The sequence below is a fragment of the Acinetobacter sp. LipI_23 genome (assembly GCF_058243045.1).
The window spans coordinates 1436813-1451855 of the sequence record NZ_JBZAYJ010000001.1 but is presented as its reverse complement, the minus strand read 5'-3'; the positions used below and the strand labels follow the sequence as shown (position 1 = coordinate 1451855).

The window sequence follows — 15043 nt, the reverse complement described above, 5'->3', positions numbered from 1 at the left end:
AACAATTCGTTATTTACGATGCAGATTCTATTGCTGCTGTGTCCGTAACTGGATGATCTACATTTTTAATTGGTTTAGGAGATTCCCATTCTAAGTTAGGTAATTTGAACTTAAATTGTTTATTTCCTTCACGATAGAATGGCAATTCAATAATTAAATTCTTAGAGGTCTTCAACTCAGATATAAATTTATTAACGTCATTCTGATGGCTTATAAACATCACTTCGCTTGAGTGATCTGCACTGCCTGCTAGTTCTATGTTTTGAATTGAACCATCATCAAATTTAACAGATGCAAAACAGCTATCAGTGATGCTATTACAGTGAAACTGACCTTTTGAAATTGCGAACATTACATCACTAGGATTATTGTCATTTTTACGCAATGTAATTTGAAGAAAAGACCCACCGTCATATGGGAAATCAAAATCAACCCGATTATCTGATTTTAAATATGCATACTGAGCCTTAGTACCTCGCATTTCATCTTTCGATTCATCATATTCCCAAGAAGTCATATCCTCAGGTTGAGAAATTTGCGATCTTGCTTTATCTAGGTCTTCAGCTGCTGCTTGTGTTTCTTTTTCCAAAATTTCTGCTTCATTATTTTTAGCACAACCCATAAGAGCTATTGTCATCACCCCAGCAATAAACAAATTTTTCATAATAATTCCAAGTTTTTATAAAGCTTAATCAAACTTTAACCAACTCAAGTATATAAATCAATCAGGGCAGCCTTAACCACCCTGAGGAAAGTTCTGCAGATCCGCAAACAAATCATCTTCATCATCGGTTTGCGGATCGTCTGAACCTGTACTGTCATCAATCCCCATAAATGCCTCAAGGATCCGACACAGACGCTGAATGCCAACATGGCTGGGAGGACACTGCTTGTGATACGCATTCAATGCTTTGACTCTTGGGAAATCCAATTCATTACGCACATAGTCGTAATCCTTGCCCAATGTCAGCACCAAATGCGTGTACAGCTCCTCCCAGTCTATTCCCCCGAATCAGTTGCCTGCTCGTCTTCACCTGTATAAACCAGACCAGAAGCCCCCATGACCGTTTCAAATACGGCGTTCACGTGACCAACATCAAGCAGTTCATCAGCAATAAATTCACGTGTAATGTCAGGATAGTTACGCTTTAAAGAGCCATAAGCAACATCTGCCACTAAAGCAAAGTCACTTGGATCAAAGGTTTTAAGCTTTGGCATCAGCTTTTCAGCAGCACCTAATGACAACGGCGCAAAAATCCAAATCTGGCCATTAATTTTAAGCGGATTACCACGTGGGTTTTCGACCTGGTTAAATTGCATCTGGTATTACTCCGAAGTAGTCCATTTGAAGACACGGCCTAAATCATCGGCCATTGGCTGGAATTCAAACTCAGGTAGATCGTAATCATCCTGTTTTGAGCTGAACGCCAATTTGTTGCTAACACAGCGGAAGAATTCCATTCCAAAGAATTTACCTTTGTAGTCACGGAACAAATCAACACTGAATTCAGGCGTATAACCCATATCCAAGTTGCTTACGATTCCAGACTTGGCACCTGCCACTGTCGCTGTGTATTTAAAGCTGATAAATACCGTTTTACCCACATCAGCTGCTGCAAAGGTATAAACACCTGTCGCTTCATCCACACTGTATTGACCTGCAACCGGTGCACTCGCCACACGCTTTAATGGAATAGCTTTGGCATCAGTCACGCCTAAATCTTTCAAGAATGTACCGCTGTTCGGAACGACTGGTGTTACAGATGCTGCAACGACTTCACCATTGATGGTTTGAGCGACTGCAGTAATACCACCTTCAGTGACCACGCCACCAAAGAAAATGGAATTCAGCAATGCGCCATTGATACGACCCATTGTCGCTTTACACTTAATCGAACCTTTACCGCGTGCGGCATCCACGGCGAACTGACCACGGCCATAGAGTTCTTTTAAGTCATAGCTGATATCAACTGACGTTGACTGCAGTACGCCCACTTCAACTGGTGTGCCGTTGGTGATTGGATTACCGTGCACATCCTGTAATGGTGTGGCAAAGATTTTACCGGCACCAAATAAATATTGAGCCATATCGACCTCTTAAAAATGAGAAAACCGCCGTATTGGCGGTCATGGAATTTATGAATTGCTTTAGATGGTGGTGAGGATCCGAATCGGAATGATGGCAATCCCTTGGTCATAGTGCATATTTTCAGCCGCCTCGTAGACCTCGATTGTGCCCTCAATCCAACAATGCTCGACCAATCCCCCTAGGGTTTGGTATTCGCAGATATCAGGATGATCGGGTGCAAGCTTCGCTCGAAATCGATCAATCATCGTGTTTAATTGACTTGAAGGTGGTTTTGTTGGATCTTCTTCATGCACATAAATATACGCTTCCGCTGAAAGTTCAACGATGGCATCCAAGCCTTTTGTAGGTGCTTCAGATTGATTGCCTTGGGTCACGAATAATGCTGGACGCTCAGTAGGTGCAACGTCATTCCATAAACGAAGTCTACGGCTCATAGTCACAAACCCATCGATACCCGATAGACGATCAAACAATGCCTGGTAAATGACTTCACTATTCACTACTCAATCCTCTTTCAATTGCAGCATCAATATTCTTCGGCACAATCTTCGCCACTTCATCCAATGAATCACGCATAAAACGGCGCTCTTTCATATCCACTTTACGTGAATGCGCAGCAATCATCGTTTGACGTGGCGTAATTGGGCGGCCAAAGACTTTCTTAATCGTACGCAAATGCGCCTTAATCGCCATTGAGCCTTTCAAGCCAAATTCATGTGCAAAGGCATACGGTACCAAAGCACCACCTGCACCGACTGTACCCTCGATCCAGTCTTTATCCTCTTCCACCTTGGATGAAACGGATCCTCTTAAACGTCCAGATTGCACATTCAAACGCTGACCTGTCAGCATGTCTTCCTGAATAGTGCGCTGAAGTTTAAGTGTGAGTGCATTTACCGTGCGCCGTATTTCAGCACGTACACGCTCATTGACCTCGTTAAAATCAACATCAGCATCAACACGGTAATCACTCATACATTACCTACTTTGCAGTAGCAGTTTCCTTTTTAGGTTCTGCTTTGGCTTCAGGTAACACACGTTTAAAACCATGCGGTGCCAAGATGTGCGCAATATCGGCATCCGACTCGATCACACCGTCTTTAACCTTATATGTGGTACCTGCAATTTCAAGCGAAGTCGCTTTGAAATTTTCAGGCGCTTGATACTTAAATGACATGCCTTGCTCCTAAACAACGAAAGCGCCAACACCCAAACGATTGGGATTAGTACCATCATTGCCGATTGGAATTGAATTTTTTAATGCCAGGTAACGCTGGCCATAAATGCTCTGGTTATAAAACGCATCGGTACCCGAACGTGAAAAACTCACGCTCTGACCTGCAATGGTCATACTCGAAGCATCTGAAAAGCTGTTACCTGACTTTGATTTGAGTGCAACCTTGAGAATATGTGCTGCATATAGACCCACAGCACGTTCTTTCAGATCACCAAATTCAAGTGACTTCACAACGAGATCCGCTTCCTCTAATGCATCTGCAATTTCTGCATCGGGTAGATTCATCAGCGCTGTGTCGTACTTAAACTTCAACTTAAAAGCATGTGGGTCCATAGATCACCTTATTCAGTGGCTTGAGCAAGTTTTTCTTGCAGCTGTTCAAGGGTTTCGTCTTCAGCAAAGGTGATTTCAAGATCGGTTAGCGCTTTACGCACATCATCAATCGTGAGCTCAGCAGGTTTGGATTCATCCTTGCCTTTACCATCGTCAGTTTTACCTGATTGAGCGCCTTTACCACGACCTGAAGCAGGTTTTGAATCACCAACTTCTGCAATTTCCTCAATAGCAAGCTCACCTGCATCAATCAGATGCTTGGCAAACTTATTCTTTTGAAGTGCTTTGTGCTGATCGGCTTCCAGTAATACGGCGATACCTGTAGGCAAAGTCGCAATACCCGCAAAAACAAAAGCGGCATTAGAGCCGCTGTATGTGTATGAATATTTAGCCATGTGGTTTTAATCCTTATGCATGGTCAAGGTAACGAAGTGAATCAACACGCTTCAGCCAAACACCTTGGTATTTGTAGTGACCAGGTATCAGCACATCTAAGCCTTTTGGTTGCGCCGTCAAGAATTCAACGCTGTTACCCTTGAACTGGATACATGATGGATCACGGCGATAGATGATCGAACGGTCTGCATTTGCAGTGCCTTTGCCATTACCACGGCCAGAACCACGGATGGTCAATGGCTTGCCTTGAGTAGCAAAAATATTCTTTTCGGTTACCCAGTCAAGGAAAGTTTTACCACCTGAATCAGCCACAATACGGTTGGCAAGATTCGAATATTGATTCGATGCCAAGATGTATGTATCTGGTTCAATTGATGCATCACCATCAAACTGATTGGTTGCATCAGCAAGCGATTTATTGAAGTCTGAAAGGACCTGTTCAATCGTTGCGGTTGCCCAGTTGTATTGCGCTGTCACACCAGTCACACCAGTTTGATTCAGGAAGCCATTGACCTGAGTAAGCTGACCGCTTGCATTCGCTGTGGTGTAGCCATACCAAGCCACATTCGACATGTGTTTTTCAGCAGCCAAATTCGCAGCCTGAACTTTGTCAGCTTCAAGTGTAAGGCTCATTGCCTGAGCCGTTGCCAATTCTACAATTGAGTATTGGTAACCGATCGTGCCAACTTTTACAGGCAATTGCACAGTGTCATATTCCACTTCTGCAAGCGGGATATCATCACCAGTACCTGCATAGTCTTTGCCGATACCCACGCCTTTTTTACGTGAAAGAATTTCGCCACCACCGTACACCGCTTGCACATCCATCACTGGAATGAATTTGGCATAGTCCAGAACCTGCTGAAGCTGTGGAGTAATTTCGTTTTGTTCTTCAAGCTTAATGAAAAGCTGTGCCAATGCGTCCATATTGAACGCATCACCCACCTGTGCCTGAATGGCGTATGAAATCGGCGTTAAACGCGCTTTCATTTTTACTAATTTGCTCATGTTCTATTAAGCTCCACGAAGATTAAGAAGGGCTAAACCATCGGCACCAGTCACAGTTTCCCATGCTGCACCTGGTAATTCGGTACCATCAGTTGCTGAGCTCGACAAAGAACCCAACGGTGCTGCTGTGGTACCGTTTGCAGTTTTTACGTAAACCGCAGCAGTAATGTCAGTGATTGGTGCTGTAGGCTTGACCCAAATTGCACCTTCAAACATCACTGGCACCATATCAGCCGCTTTATGGGCTTCTTTGCCAGCCGCCGTTTTGCCTGATTTACCAACGCCGTGGCGTACCACGACACCAAAACGTGTTGGTGTAGCACCCGCCACAGCCGTTACAGATTTGCCATCAGTCGTGCGGACAACCACATCACCGTCATTGACTAAAGTCAGACCTGAAAGCGGTAATGACAGTACAACTTCTTTGGCAGTTAAACGGCCACGCTGACCGACCACCGCATTTAATTGCTGAACCATGATTCAAGTTCCTCTTAAATTGTTTTGTATGCAGCAGACTTGTCATAACCCTTATTTTCTTTAGGGTCTTGAGCTTGGTTTTGCTGTTGTTGCTGTTGATGTAATGCATCACCGACTGCATTGCCTGGTGTGGTCGACTTCACTGCTGACAGTGCACGGAATACCGTGTCGATCTGCTCAGGTTTAGCATCACCGACGGCGACACCACCGAGTACAGCGGTCACCAATGTGTCACCCGCTTTGGCTGCAATCACATCACGTTTGATTTGCTCACATGAACAGCCTTCAGTTTTGATACCTGGTACCAAGGCAACCGCATCTGCAACCACTGACGCACGTTCAGCTACGACTTGATCAAGTTTTTCAGGTGTAATTTGGTTTTTCTCAAGATCACCGACTTTTTGCTTAAGCTGTGCATTTTCAGTCTGCAAGGTATCAACCACTGCTTGTACAGCTGGTAATTCATCACCAATGGCAAATTGCTTGTCACCGACTTTGAGTTTTGCTGCTTTTAAGTTTTCAAGCTGGTCTTGCTGGATTTTTAAGGCATCCGCTAATGGCTTGTTATCGCCAATGTCAAAGCGAATACCGTTTACTACTACTTCCATTGTTTTCCCCTCTTTTGGGTTTGGGTTTTGGTCACCGACGCGACAATCACCGCCACAGCGACCGTATTTCACCAGCGCCACGTGATTGCCTTTAAAATTGATAAATTTGGCTTGATACGGCGTACCATCTGGCGCCGTGCCTTGTTCAAGGACAAGATCAGCCGCGTAGCCCAATGAGATCTCAACGCGCTCATTGTTTTGAATAGCATTAATACTGTTCTGATCTTTGATGATCAGATCACCCAGCATGAATTCACCCTCTTGGCGCACATTCTCACAATCGCCAATGTGGTAGTCCTTCCAGTTGGACGCATTGATTTCATTTTTAGGCGGGTGATAGTCCGTTGCATCTACGCCGTCGAAGCTCTTGATCACTTCCGGTTTGAATAGATCCTCTGCTGCCACATAGACATTGATGACCTGATCCGCTGAATAGCCTTCCAAATTTGGAAATTCATAAGCGTAGTACTGACGGACTTGAGGTGCTTTGGCCAAACGTACGTTGACGCATTTCAGATACCCTTCTTGTGTAAATGAGCGCGTACTTTCGCTTGGTGCAAAGTCACCAATTTTGAGTTGGTAAATGAGTTTCATAAATTTCGCCCATAAAAAAACCACCTTGCGGTGGTTTTGAACTAGTTAAAATTAGCTAATTATCTTTCGCTTGGGGTTTTTTCGAAAAAATGGCCATCTAAAAGCTGACTTAAATCTATTGAAGCACTAACAACACTCCAATCTATTGTGTTAAGAAATAAGATAGTCCATGTTGCCATTAAAACGAGACCACTTCTGATAGGTACACGACTTACAGAATATTTTTTCAATATCAACATATTGATTATGGAATCCATCCAACCTGAATGTTTATTTATCTTAGCAATTACTTTTGTGCTTTGTTCTTTGTGACTTTCTTGATCATCGAGATTAAAAAGAGGAATGAAAGTCTCAGATCCAATAACACCTTTTAATCGTTCTTCAATCTCACTAGTCTTTAATTCCCACCATTCTTGCCAATATTTTGCTCCCGCTGCTACACCTATTTGATGCCATGAAATAAATATTCCAGCAAAACAAATTACGAACTCTACGAAAGGCTTGCTAGCTTGATTATTAAAAACTGCTGCAAGTAATACACCTTGAAATAACATGAAGAAATTATTTCTGTTAATTAACTGATGAATCTCAAAGTTTCTTGTTTCAATTGCTAATTTATATACCGCTTTTAGCTCTGAAAGCTTTTCAGCATTGTCTTTTTTTGGGTCTATCATAATGATGATCAGTAAAATTATTTAAAAGAATCTTAAAGATAAATTTTAATTTTACAACCCAAATTATAGAATGTCTTTTTATATTAAAAACCCACCGAAGTGGGTCAATAATCAGCATTATTCAAGGCTTTAGATACACTCGGATTGAGTGGCCACCTCGAGCAGCATTATAACTATGTTCAACATCACGCACGGTACCTGAAACTTCGTCGCCGTTTTCAGTCGTACCATTAAATATTTCACCAATTCGAGGTACAACTTCCAAGTCCGCATCCATTGCTAAATGATCGTGATTAATAATTTCAACTTGCATAAGAAAATTCCTATCTAATGAGAATCAACTTTATGAAAGTTATAAAATTTAATCAATCAGGATATCCTCATAATTCGGCAACGCCGTGCATCGGCATCGAACCGGTTGACCTGGATGACCGCCTGAAGGTGGTTCATCCCAACGGAATGTTTGACCATTTTTAATCCGGTGATCTGTTCTTACACGCTCATCTTTTGCTGACTGCCATACATAAGTTTCAACACCCATCGATTCTTGACGCTTCTTATTGATCGCACCGTTGATCTTGCCCATCTGATCAGAAGCAATTAAGCGTGCTCGATAGTCCGTACTATGACCGAGCTTTTTAATTTCCTGAGCCAGTTCCTCATTGGTCTGCCCTGTTTGCAAGGCATTCATCACCAAGGCTTCAAGCTTGTCGGTGTACTGACTTGGAATAGACTTAATCAGCGAAACGTTTACAGCAATCTGAGTATCAATCTCATCCTGAATATCAGCGCCACGGAAAAACGGCGTCAAATCCACACCAAGAATGGTCTTGGTATGACTGGCAATCTGCTTATCCACTTCCTTGCTGGTATCCATCACCACCTTAGTGGCCAAAGATACCGACACTTCCATGGTGTACTTCACCATCTTTTCACGTAACGCCGTGAATAGATCCGTCACCCAGCCATCACCAATGTTCTGCCCTACGGTAGGTAAAACAAAATCCTTGGTTTGTTCTTGGCAATATTTAGATATTTCCAAAAGCTGACGTGTATAGAACAACTCAACACGTCGATTGACCTTAACAGCTTTAGGCTTAGCCTTGCGACCTTTCTTGCGTTTCTTGATCTGCTGAAGCTGAGGCTTAAGAATCTGTAGAATCGTCGTCATTGGCTACCACCATGGTTTCCAGCAATTTGATGTGATCTTCACCAATCACAGAATAAACGCCGTCGATATTAAGCTGACGTGCGATCTGAGGCTCAGTAATGATGCCCATATTGAGATACTTTTCATCACGCTCAGCATTGGCTTTTTCCACCTCTGAACGGACTTTCGCATCCAATTGCCAAAGAGGATTAAACACCACATCAAGCTCAGGAAATTGACGTCCAAACGTAGACTGACAGATCACGGCGAGGAACTTCATTAAGATCGGCTTAAGATCCCATTCCTGCTTAGTGGCAATCGAGTCGTAATAGTTACGCGTGTCATGCTCACCAGTGGCATTCATCCCTGCAGGTGATTGGCCAAACAGAATCGTGTAAGGGATATCTGCAGCTCCGGCCGTCTGAATCGAGAACTCACGCATCATGTCAGGCAAACCGCCAAAACTATACGTTTTGGATTCGTACTTTTCCTCAGCATCAAGGACCAACATGCCGTTTAAGCTCTTCATCAAGCCCACAGACATGAAACGCTCCATTACTCCTTTCATATCCTCTTTGATCTTATCGACCAAGTTAGGCGTTTGAATGACGTCAATCTTCGATTCATGAATCAGACTGGCTGAACCGCGTTTCACACTGGCATGATCAAGCAGATCCTCATAGACTTCTTGCAGGATACTTTGAGGTTCCTCATTCACCACATCAGCATGAGCAATACGAATCAAGCGTGAATGGTGAATGCGCTTCTTCGCCTCATTCCCCATTTTCATGTCGTAAAATTCAGGCTGTTTGAGTAATCCACAACATGCCGACGGCGGCAAATACGAGTTCTTATCTGGTGTGATGTATTTCTTTTTCACGACCGTAAAGAACTCTAATCGACCTTGGCCAAGCTTAGAAATATCTAAAGGCTGGTCTAAATTACCACCATCAGCAGTGCCAAGCAGAATGTACACAACGCCGTAGAGGCGAGAAAGAATCAGGCCTGATAAAAGCACATGCTCTAAGTGAAACGCCTTACACGCTTCCTCAAGCCGTTTTAGATCATCACCTTGAATGCCTTCATAGAACCAACCTGCACGAAGCATGTCCGAAGCAGGACGGTTGACGATACGCCGTGCAAGCCAGTTTTGGTACACCGCTTCAAGCTGTTCATCATCAATGTCTTTACGTACGAACTTTCCAGCACTGGATTTATCGCGCTCAGTACCAATATTCGATACCAAGTTGGTATATGCACCAGCATCACCAATGGCATTCATTGCCTGTTTTACTGCATCTGCCACAAGCGTTTTAATTTTACCGCCTGTATCAGACTTTTTATCTTTAGCCATAAATACCTCTAATCAAATACAGTCGGCTTTTTCGCAAGTGAATCATTAATCGCATCAATTGTTGGATCCCACTGGTCATCATGCTCATGTGACATGCTGGCAGTTAGCCCCTCGATCTCTTCCACATAGTTCAATAGCCACGGCGCACTCACAGGCAACATGACACGACCATCTTCAACGTAGAACACCACGTCCATGGTTCGCGTCAGCTTGTCTGTATCACGCTGGATTGCCTTAATCGGTAATGTGGTATCACGCGAAATATTTTGGATCAGCATCGTGCCAGATGCCTTGTCCTCGATGGCCATGTATCGAAGCTTGCCGATCTTGGTATTGCTCTCCTTATGCTTATTGATGAAAGCCTTAGCTTCCTTAATCAGTTCAGGTGCTTCCCATTTGCCACGGCGCACGTCGATGATGTACAGGCGATTGTCGTGACCAAGACCAGCACATAAGAACACTGAATAGTCGTTATGCTCTTTGGTTTTTTGCGCCGTATCTGCCCAGATCGCACGCCACTTGAGTGGAGGCAATTCGAGATAGCGACCAAACCATTCAGCCTTAACAAGATCACCACCGAGCTTTTTAGGCTCTTGCTGATACTGGCTGCTGAATGTGTAACGCGATACCGTAGCACCGTCTTTGTCCTGTCCACCTTTCTCTAACTGCAGCAATGACTGCAATGATTCTTTCAGTGGCCAATAGCTTTGACGGCCCTTTTCATCACGCTCAACATCTAAAGGCACTTTCTTGCGAATGTGCTCAGGTAGACGTTCTATGTAATCGTCATCGATTAATGCCGGTATCGAGATCTGATGCCATTTCCCTGGCACGTTGCCAGTCATCACAAAGTTAGTCGGATCCTCAACGTGTAAACGCTGCATAATCAGAATAATCGGTGTAGATGATTTGGCTTTACGTGAGTTGACCGTATTCAGAATCTTACGGTTTGCCTTGTTACGTGCCGTCTTACTAAATGCATCTTCAGGCTTGAGCGGATCGTCTAGGATAATCGCACCGGTAAATCCAGCATCTGCCAATGTACCTGCACGGCGGCCTGTAACCTGACCACCCATTGAAGCAGAATAAACGTGCCCTGCTTCATAGCCGTCTACGGTCGTTTTCCAACTTGCCTTAGCATCAGTACTGGTCGAAATTTTCACAGGCCATAAGCCCTGAAAATCGACCGATTTCACGATGTTTCGCGCCGTGGATGACACATCCTCTACAAGTGACTGCGAGAATGACAAATATAAGAATCGTGAACGCTGGTTTCTTGCGATACCACGTGCGATCAGATTAGTCAGTAATTCAGTCTTACCTGAACCAGGTGGAACGTTAATGACTAGGTTTTCAATGCGACCAGCAATGACTTCATCAATTGCCCATGCAATATATTCATGGTGCCAATTGACCGAAAACTTAAAGCCCATTCTTGGCATGAAAAAACGGCGTGTGAAAAACAAATGTTCACGTTCACATTTCTCACGTTCGATCTTTATCTCAAGCGGTCTAGTATTTACTTTCGAGTTCATCTAACACCTGCTTCACTAATTCAGGGCTAGCATCCACGTAGGTAACATTCTCGCTTTGTAATGGTCCGCCACCTGCGCCAGTCAATTCTGTTTTATTGGTGTACTTGCCACCAACATCTTCAGCCACCTGTTTAAGAATGGTCAGCTGTAAAATCGGATTGCGTTTGTTCTGTGGGTTATTCAGCAAGTTCTCATAATGACGTAAGCGCACGGCGAGATTCGCCAAGGGCATTTCATCTGTATTTTTACGGAACTGCTCCCGGGTTTTATAAAACTCGTCAGCTAGTGCTTTACTGAGGTTTTGCCCTGTCCGTTTGGTCGGGTCGTATGCCTCACACTGCTGACGTGAAATAGTGATGCCAAACTCTTGTTGGACAAGCTCAACGGTTTCAGTAGGTGTATTCCACTGCGCTAAGCTACGCACGATAAAGAGTTTGTGCTTTTGATTTAGCGTTGCCATTGCTCTTTATCCGTCCAACTTCGTCCAACTCAATGGACAAAAAAATTTAAACGACCTTCAGAAAGCAAGTACCGCACGCATGGTAAATATCGGCTCTTGAAATTTCAGGTCGCTGTTTCGCTGCATCAATCATGGTTTGAACTTCTTCGCTTGCACCATAACGGCGTACCACACCAGTGAATTCCTCCACGTCATGCCCTTTAATCTCAAGCTTAGGTAAGCCTGTTTCACGGTTAAATTGTGGAATACCCCATTCATCACGCTTATGTGCAATGTGATAAAGCTCATGCTCGACCAGTGCACAAAATGCAATATCATTAGCCACTTGGGCAAATTTGGCATCAATGGTAATGAGATATTCAGGAACTTGACCAAACCATTGCTCAAATTGTTCCTCTTGGCGTGCTTTCTTCCATCCACCCACATTGATCATGACTTTCTCAGCTTGACCAATGACAAAGCGCCCCTGTTTGATAAATCCGCCGTTTGCCCACATCACGGCGATCTGTGGCCAGTAAAATGAGTCCAGATGAATATGATCAGGGTTAAACACTTCGGAATGTTCATTTAGGAATACAGCTTTAATCCATGCCCACAGTTCTGGTGCTGGCATGAAGTTCGGTGTACCTAAATCGAATATTTCTTTTGGTGGGTATGGTCGAACTAGTATGGCTTGCCCGACTTCATTCATAAATTTCGCCCATTAAAAAACCACCCGAAGGTGGTTTAGTTTAAAACAACATCGACATCTGCCCAAACTCATAAATCGTTAATGCAAGGACAAAGGCCGAAACCGAGATTATAAGCACATCTTGTGAAGCCATACTTTTCTCCCTTTATTGTTCTTTTTTTATACTCTCACAATTAAAAAAATTATCAACACTAAAAGAATACATTTCTCACAATTTATAGGGATAGATATGTAAGAAATTATACAATAGTGGTTTATTTGTTAATTAATCGTACAGGCTTGTTCTTAGATTCTTAACCCGCTCTTTCAACTTAATCATGATGCCATCTATCGCCAGCATCTCATCCCGAGTCAAACCCGAACGGCTTAAGTTTTGGTACTTAGACAGTTCAGCACTACAAAATTCTAAGTCTTTTTTCGCTTGTACTTTGTCTGCCATAACACCACCCAATAAGAAAAGAAAAACCCCGCCAATAATGCATATTGAGCGGGGTTTATGTGCCGTAATACGTTCTGCAAAAATGCCACTGGAGTTGTGGCGAGGGTTTATTTATCCATTAAAAAACCACCCGAAGGTGGTTGAAATTATTAACCAATAGTATTAGTTCTAAATTTCATTGAAATAAGAGAGTGATCATCTGTTGGCCCATTTTTTTGTATTCGTTTTAATAAGCTCGTTGAAAAAGCAGTTGGTGAAGACATTGTATTAATTGAAAATTTTGGCTTCTTTTCCCAGAACTCATATGCTCCATCAGACATGATATTTAGCACAATTTCATTATTTTCATCAATTAATTCAGATAGCTCAATAAAGCTAAATTGAAATTCAAGATTGATGTGACTAGATAAAGCAGCCATCAAGATATTTTTACCAGGCATTTTTTTCAATTGACGCTCTGTAAATAGCCCAGCATCCAAAAGCTTTTGATGCTGTGTGTGATCTTTAGTCAGCTGTATAAGCTTTTGTTCCTTTTTTAAATATAATCTACTATCTCCGATATGAACTATATGAAGTCCTTTTTCATCAATATAACCCAATGTTAAAGTTGTAGCTGCTTTATAAAAATTTTGGTCCAATTCTTCAAGTGTACCTAATTTACTATTTAAAGTTTTTAATGTATTTTCTACATCCGAAAAAGGGTAATCATCAGATTTATTAAAATATTCAACGACTAGTTGAGATGCATTACTAGCTCCAGCATACGAGCCAACACCATCAGCGATAGCAAAAGCAAAACCATTTTTCTTTTTTACGGGTAAAAGTAATGAATCTTCATTTACCTTTTCATGTGATTTAGGAAGCGTGAATGCCGCTACAGTAATTAAATCAAGCATTCTGTTCTCCATTAAATATCAGCTTAAATACATCTAATAGCTGACTTACTGTCTGAAATCTATTTGCTGGAACATCTTCTCTACACTTATTAATAATTGGAAGTAGTTTCTCAGTCAAATATTCATCATTGTAACAAACGAATTGCATAAATGATCCAATCGCATAGATGTCTGTTTGATCACTAAAATGACCAAATACAGCTTCTGGGGCAACAAATCCTGGCGTCCCCATTCCTTGTCCAATCGCAGTAAGAGGAACAGAGTTTGGGTTTGGCACTGTATTTTTAACCAGGCCGAAATCAGCAATTTTATACTTATTGTCAACCTTAACCATATTGGAAGGTTTTATATCACGATGTAATAATTTGCGACTATGAATAAACTCCATCCCTAAAAGCAAATCATATATACATTTTAACCTTTCTTGTCTTGGGAAGTTTCCTTCTAAAATCAACTTCTCTACATCAGTTTCTCCCAATTCCATAACAAACCAAGGCTCTGCAGAGGAAAGATTACATATATAAATAGGCACAATATTGGAATGAATACATTTAGACTGTAAATGCCCTTCTCGCATAAAACGCTTGCGGAAATCCTCCGCTTCTCGAGCATCTGACTGCATGGTTTTCATTGCAAATTGCCCACACAAATGCATTTTTCTATTATAGACATTAACCTTATGTACAGCCCCGAATGAACCACCACCCATGTATTCAATCTGCTCAATTAGATAACTGCTATGCTCAATCATTTATGGGCTTCTCTATATTTTTTAGAAAAAAAGTCCAAAGCACTTTATATCTAATTGATTACTAGTGTAAACAACCATCTTAAATTTATTTAACTGTTGCTGTTTTCATCAATCAATAAGATATAAATCACATTTTATCAATATATTGGGGTCTGAAATAAGATTTGCATCTGATATCCACAAAAGCCGTATCATTTGACCGAGCTTTGATGTATGTAAAATCTGGGTGGCGGCATTAAAATTTAAACCACTACGAATAAAGTCAAGCCGCCATAAAAAAAGCCCTACATCACTGTAAGGCTTTTCCCCTTGGTCATGTGCGCTGATTCAAGGAATCGTTGTTTTTATTCA

At 42.3% G+C, this 15043-nt stretch carries 22 protein-coding genes; all 22 read right to left on the bottom strand.

Features of this window, described 5'->3' with window-relative positions; translation table 11 throughout:
* Positions 1 to 13: 13 nt before the first annotated feature.
* Positions 14 to 664, bottom strand: a complete 651-nt coding sequence (locus AC4CVD_RS07185; RefSeq protein ID WP_490752627.1) for a hypothetical protein — start codon at positions 662 to 664, stop codon at positions 14 to 16.
* Between the two features lie 72 nt (positions 665 to 736).
* A complete protein-coding gene (locus tag AC4CVD_RS07180; protein WP_168387090.1) occupies positions 737 to 973 on the bottom strand; it encodes a hypothetical protein in 237 nt (78 codons plus the stop codon).
* 26 nt (positions 974 to 999) lie between these two features.
* Positions 1000 to 1320 (bottom strand): hypothetical protein, encoded by a 321-nt coding sequence (locus AC4CVD_RS07175; protein ID WP_286715898.1) that lies wholly within the window; start codon positions 1318 to 1320, stop codon positions 1000 to 1002.
* Positions 1321 to 1326: 6 nt separating this feature from the next.
* Entirely contained in the window at positions 1327 to 2088 is a 762-nt protein-coding gene (locus AC4CVD_RS07170; RefSeq protein ID WP_490752625.1) for a hypothetical protein, read from the bottom strand.
* A 60-nt stretch (positions 2089 to 2148) separates the two neighbouring features.
* Complete coding sequence (locus tag AC4CVD_RS07165) at positions 2149 to 2589, bottom strand: hypothetical protein (RefSeq protein ID WP_279692028.1); 441 nt, start codon at positions 2587 to 2589, stop codon at positions 2149 to 2151.
* A complete protein-coding gene (locus AC4CVD_RS07160) occupies positions 2582 to 3064 on the bottom strand; it encodes a hypothetical protein (protein ID WP_270429395.1) in 483 nt (160 codons plus the stop codon). The genes AC4CVD_RS07165 and AC4CVD_RS07160 overlap by 8 nt, the downstream gene beginning before the upstream one ends.
* 7 nt (positions 3065 to 3071) lie before the next feature.
* Positions 3072 to 3266 carry a hypothetical protein gene (locus AC4CVD_RS07155; RefSeq protein ID WP_490752622.1) on the bottom strand — a complete coding sequence of 65 codons (195 nt, stop codon included), beginning with the start codon at positions 3264 to 3266 and terminating at the stop codon, positions 3072 to 3074.
* A 9-nt stretch (positions 3267 to 3275) separates the two neighbouring features.
* Complete coding sequence (locus AC4CVD_RS07150) at positions 3276 to 3659, bottom strand: DUF4054 domain-containing protein (protein WP_484459958.1); 384 nt, start codon at positions 3657 to 3659, stop codon at positions 3276 to 3278.
* An 8-nt stretch (positions 3660 to 3667) separates the two neighbouring features.
* Entirely contained in the window at positions 3668 to 4054 is a 387-nt protein-coding gene (locus tag AC4CVD_RS07145) for a hypothetical protein (protein ID WP_490752620.1), read from the bottom strand.
* Between the two features lie 13 nt (positions 4055 to 4067).
* A complete protein-coding gene (locus AC4CVD_RS07140; protein ID WP_490752618.1) occupies positions 4068 to 5063 on the bottom strand; it encodes a DUF2184 domain-containing protein in 996 nt (331 codons plus the stop codon).
* 6 nt (positions 5064 to 5069) lie between these two features.
* Positions 5070 to 5540, bottom strand: coding sequence for a structural cement protein Gp24 (locus AC4CVD_RS07135; protein ID WP_490752616.1), 471 nt, complete (start codon positions 5538 to 5540; stop codon positions 5070 to 5072).
* A gap of 14 nt (positions 5541 to 5554) precedes the next feature.
* A complete protein-coding gene (locus tag AC4CVD_RS07130; protein WP_490752614.1) occupies positions 5555 to 6742 on the bottom strand; it encodes a DUF2213 domain-containing protein in 1188 nt (395 codons plus the stop codon).
* 59 nt (positions 6743 to 6801) lie between these two features.
* Positions 6802 to 7416: a RipA family octameric membrane protein gene (locus tag AC4CVD_RS07125; protein ID WP_151836690.1), complete on the bottom strand. Its 615-nt coding sequence runs from the start codon at positions 7414 to 7416 to the stop codon at positions 6802 to 6804.
* Between the two features lie 121 nt (positions 7417 to 7537).
* Positions 7538 to 7729 (bottom strand): hypothetical protein, encoded by a 192-nt coding sequence (locus AC4CVD_RS07120; RefSeq protein WP_151836689.1) that lies wholly within the window; start codon positions 7727 to 7729, stop codon positions 7538 to 7540.
* A gap of 48 nt (positions 7730 to 7777) precedes the next feature.
* Positions 7778 to 8587, bottom strand: a complete 810-nt coding sequence (locus tag AC4CVD_RS07115; RefSeq protein ID WP_201951294.1) for a phage head morphogenesis protein — start codon at positions 8585 to 8587, stop codon at positions 7778 to 7780.
* Positions 8562 to 9848 carry a DUF1073 domain-containing protein gene (locus tag AC4CVD_RS07110; protein WP_490753499.1) on the bottom strand — a complete coding sequence of 429 codons (1287 nt, stop codon included), beginning with the start codon at positions 9846 to 9848 and terminating at the stop codon, positions 8562 to 8564. The genes AC4CVD_RS07115 and AC4CVD_RS07110 overlap by 26 nt, the downstream gene beginning before the upstream one ends.
* Before the next feature lie 80 nt (positions 9849 to 9928).
* Entirely contained in the window at positions 9929 to 11455 is a 1527-nt protein-coding gene (gene terL, locus AC4CVD_RS07105; RefSeq protein ID WP_490752611.1) for a phage terminase large subunit, read from the bottom strand.
* Positions 11433 to 11915, bottom strand: a complete 483-nt coding sequence (locus tag AC4CVD_RS07100; RefSeq protein ID WP_168396906.1) for a DUF2280 domain-containing protein — start codon at positions 11913 to 11915, stop codon at positions 11433 to 11435. Before AC4CVD_RS07100 ends, terL begins: the two co-directional genes overlap by 23 nt.
* A gap of 46 nt (positions 11916 to 11961) precedes the next feature.
* A complete protein-coding gene (locus AC4CVD_RS07095; protein WP_279044311.1) occupies positions 11962 to 12606 on the bottom strand; it encodes a putative metallopeptidase in 645 nt (214 codons plus the stop codon).
* Positions 12607 to 12871: 265 nt separating this feature from the next.
* Positions 12872 to 13045 carry a hypothetical protein gene (locus AC4CVD_RS07090; RefSeq protein WP_490752609.1) on the bottom strand — a complete coding sequence of 58 codons (174 nt, stop codon included), beginning with the start codon at positions 13043 to 13045 and terminating at the stop codon, positions 12872 to 12874.
* A 149-nt stretch (positions 13046 to 13194) separates the two neighbouring features.
* Positions 13195 to 13941 carry a PP2C family protein-serine/threonine phosphatase gene (locus AC4CVD_RS07085; protein ID WP_287167318.1) on the bottom strand — a complete coding sequence of 249 codons (747 nt, stop codon included), beginning with the start codon at positions 13939 to 13941 and terminating at the stop codon, positions 13195 to 13197.
* Positions 13934 to 14692 carry a protein kinase domain-containing protein gene (locus AC4CVD_RS07080; RefSeq protein ID WP_287167317.1) on the bottom strand — a complete coding sequence of 253 codons (759 nt, stop codon included), beginning with the start codon at positions 14690 to 14692 and terminating at the stop codon, positions 13934 to 13936. Before AC4CVD_RS07080 ends, AC4CVD_RS07085 begins: the two co-directional genes overlap by 8 nt.
* Positions 14693 to 15043: the final 351 nt, after the last annotated feature.

Bases quoted from the DNA above. Each gene is read 5' to 3' on its own strand.
- AC4CVD_RS07185 (WP_490752627.1), bottom strand. From the start codon at position 664: ATGAAAAATTTGTTTATTGCTGGGGTGATGACAATAGCTCTTATGGGT.
- AC4CVD_RS07175 (WP_286715898.1), bottom strand. From the start codon at position 1,320: ATGCAATTTAACCAGGTCGAAAACCCACGTGGTAATCCGCTTAAAATT.
- AC4CVD_RS07170 (WP_490752625.1), bottom strand. From the start codon at position 2,088: ATGGCTCAATATTTATTTGGTGCCGGTAAAATCTTTGCCACACCATTA.
- AC4CVD_RS07160 (WP_270429395.1), bottom strand. From the start codon at position 3,064: ATGAGTGATTACCGTGTTGATGCTGATGTTGATTTTAACGAGGTCAAT.
- AC4CVD_RS07155 (WP_490752622.1), bottom strand. From the start codon at position 3,266: ATGTCATTTAAGTATCAAGCGCCTGAAAATTTCAAAGCGACTTCGCTT.
- AC4CVD_RS07150 (WP_484459958.1), bottom strand. From the start codon at position 3,659: ATGGACCCACATGCTTTTAAGTTGAAGTTTAAGTACGACACAGCGCTG.
- AC4CVD_RS07145 (WP_490752620.1), bottom strand. From the start codon at position 4,054: ATGGCTAAATATTCATACACATACAGCGGCTCTAATGCCGCTTTTGTT.
- AC4CVD_RS07140 (WP_490752618.1), bottom strand. From the start codon at position 5,063: ATGAGCAAATTAGTAAAAATGAAAGCGCGTTTAACGCCGATTTCATAC.
- AC4CVD_RS07135 (WP_490752616.1), bottom strand. From the start codon at position 5,540: ATGGTTCAGCAATTAAATGCGGTGGTCGGTCAGCGTGGCCGTTTAACT.
- AC4CVD_RS07130 (WP_490752614.1), bottom strand. From the start codon at position 6,742: ATGAAACTCATTTACCAACTCAAAATTGGTGACTTTGCACCAAGCGAA.
- AC4CVD_RS07125 (WP_151836690.1), bottom strand. From the start codon at position 7,416: ATGATAGACCCAAAAAAAGACAATGCTGAAAAGCTTTCAGAGCTAAAA.
- AC4CVD_RS07120 (WP_151836689.1), bottom strand. From the start codon at position 7,729: ATGCAAGTTGAAATTATTAATCACGATCATTTAGCAATGGATGCGGAC.
- AC4CVD_RS07115 (WP_201951294.1), bottom strand. From the start codon at position 8,587: ATGACGACGATTCTACAGATTCTTAAGCCTCAGCTTCAGCAGATCAAG.
- AC4CVD_RS07110 (WP_490753499.1), bottom strand. From the start codon at position 9,848: ATGAATGCCATTGGTGATGCTGGTGCATATACCAACTTGGTATCGAAT.
- terL (WP_490752611.1), bottom strand. From the start codon at position 11,455: ATGAACTCGAAAGTAAATACTAGACCGCTTGAGATAAAGATCGAACGT.
- AC4CVD_RS07100 (WP_168396906.1), bottom strand. From the start codon at position 11,915: ATGGCAACGCTAAATCAAAAGCACAAACTCTTTATCGTGCGTAGCTTA.
- AC4CVD_RS07095 (WP_279044311.1), bottom strand. From the start codon at position 12,606: ATGAATGAAGTCGGGCAAGCCATACTAGTTCGACCATACCCACCAAAA.
- AC4CVD_RS07090 (WP_490752609.1), bottom strand. From the start codon at position 13,045: ATGGCAGACAAAGTACAAGCGAAAAAAGACTTAGAATTTTGTAGTGCT.
- AC4CVD_RS07085 (WP_287167318.1), bottom strand. From the start codon at position 13,941: ATGCTTGATTTAATTACTGTAGCGGCATTCACGCTTCCTAAATCACAT.
- AC4CVD_RS07080 (WP_287167317.1), bottom strand. From the start codon at position 14,692: ATGATTGAGCATAGCAGTTATCTAATTGAGCAGATTGAATACATGGGT.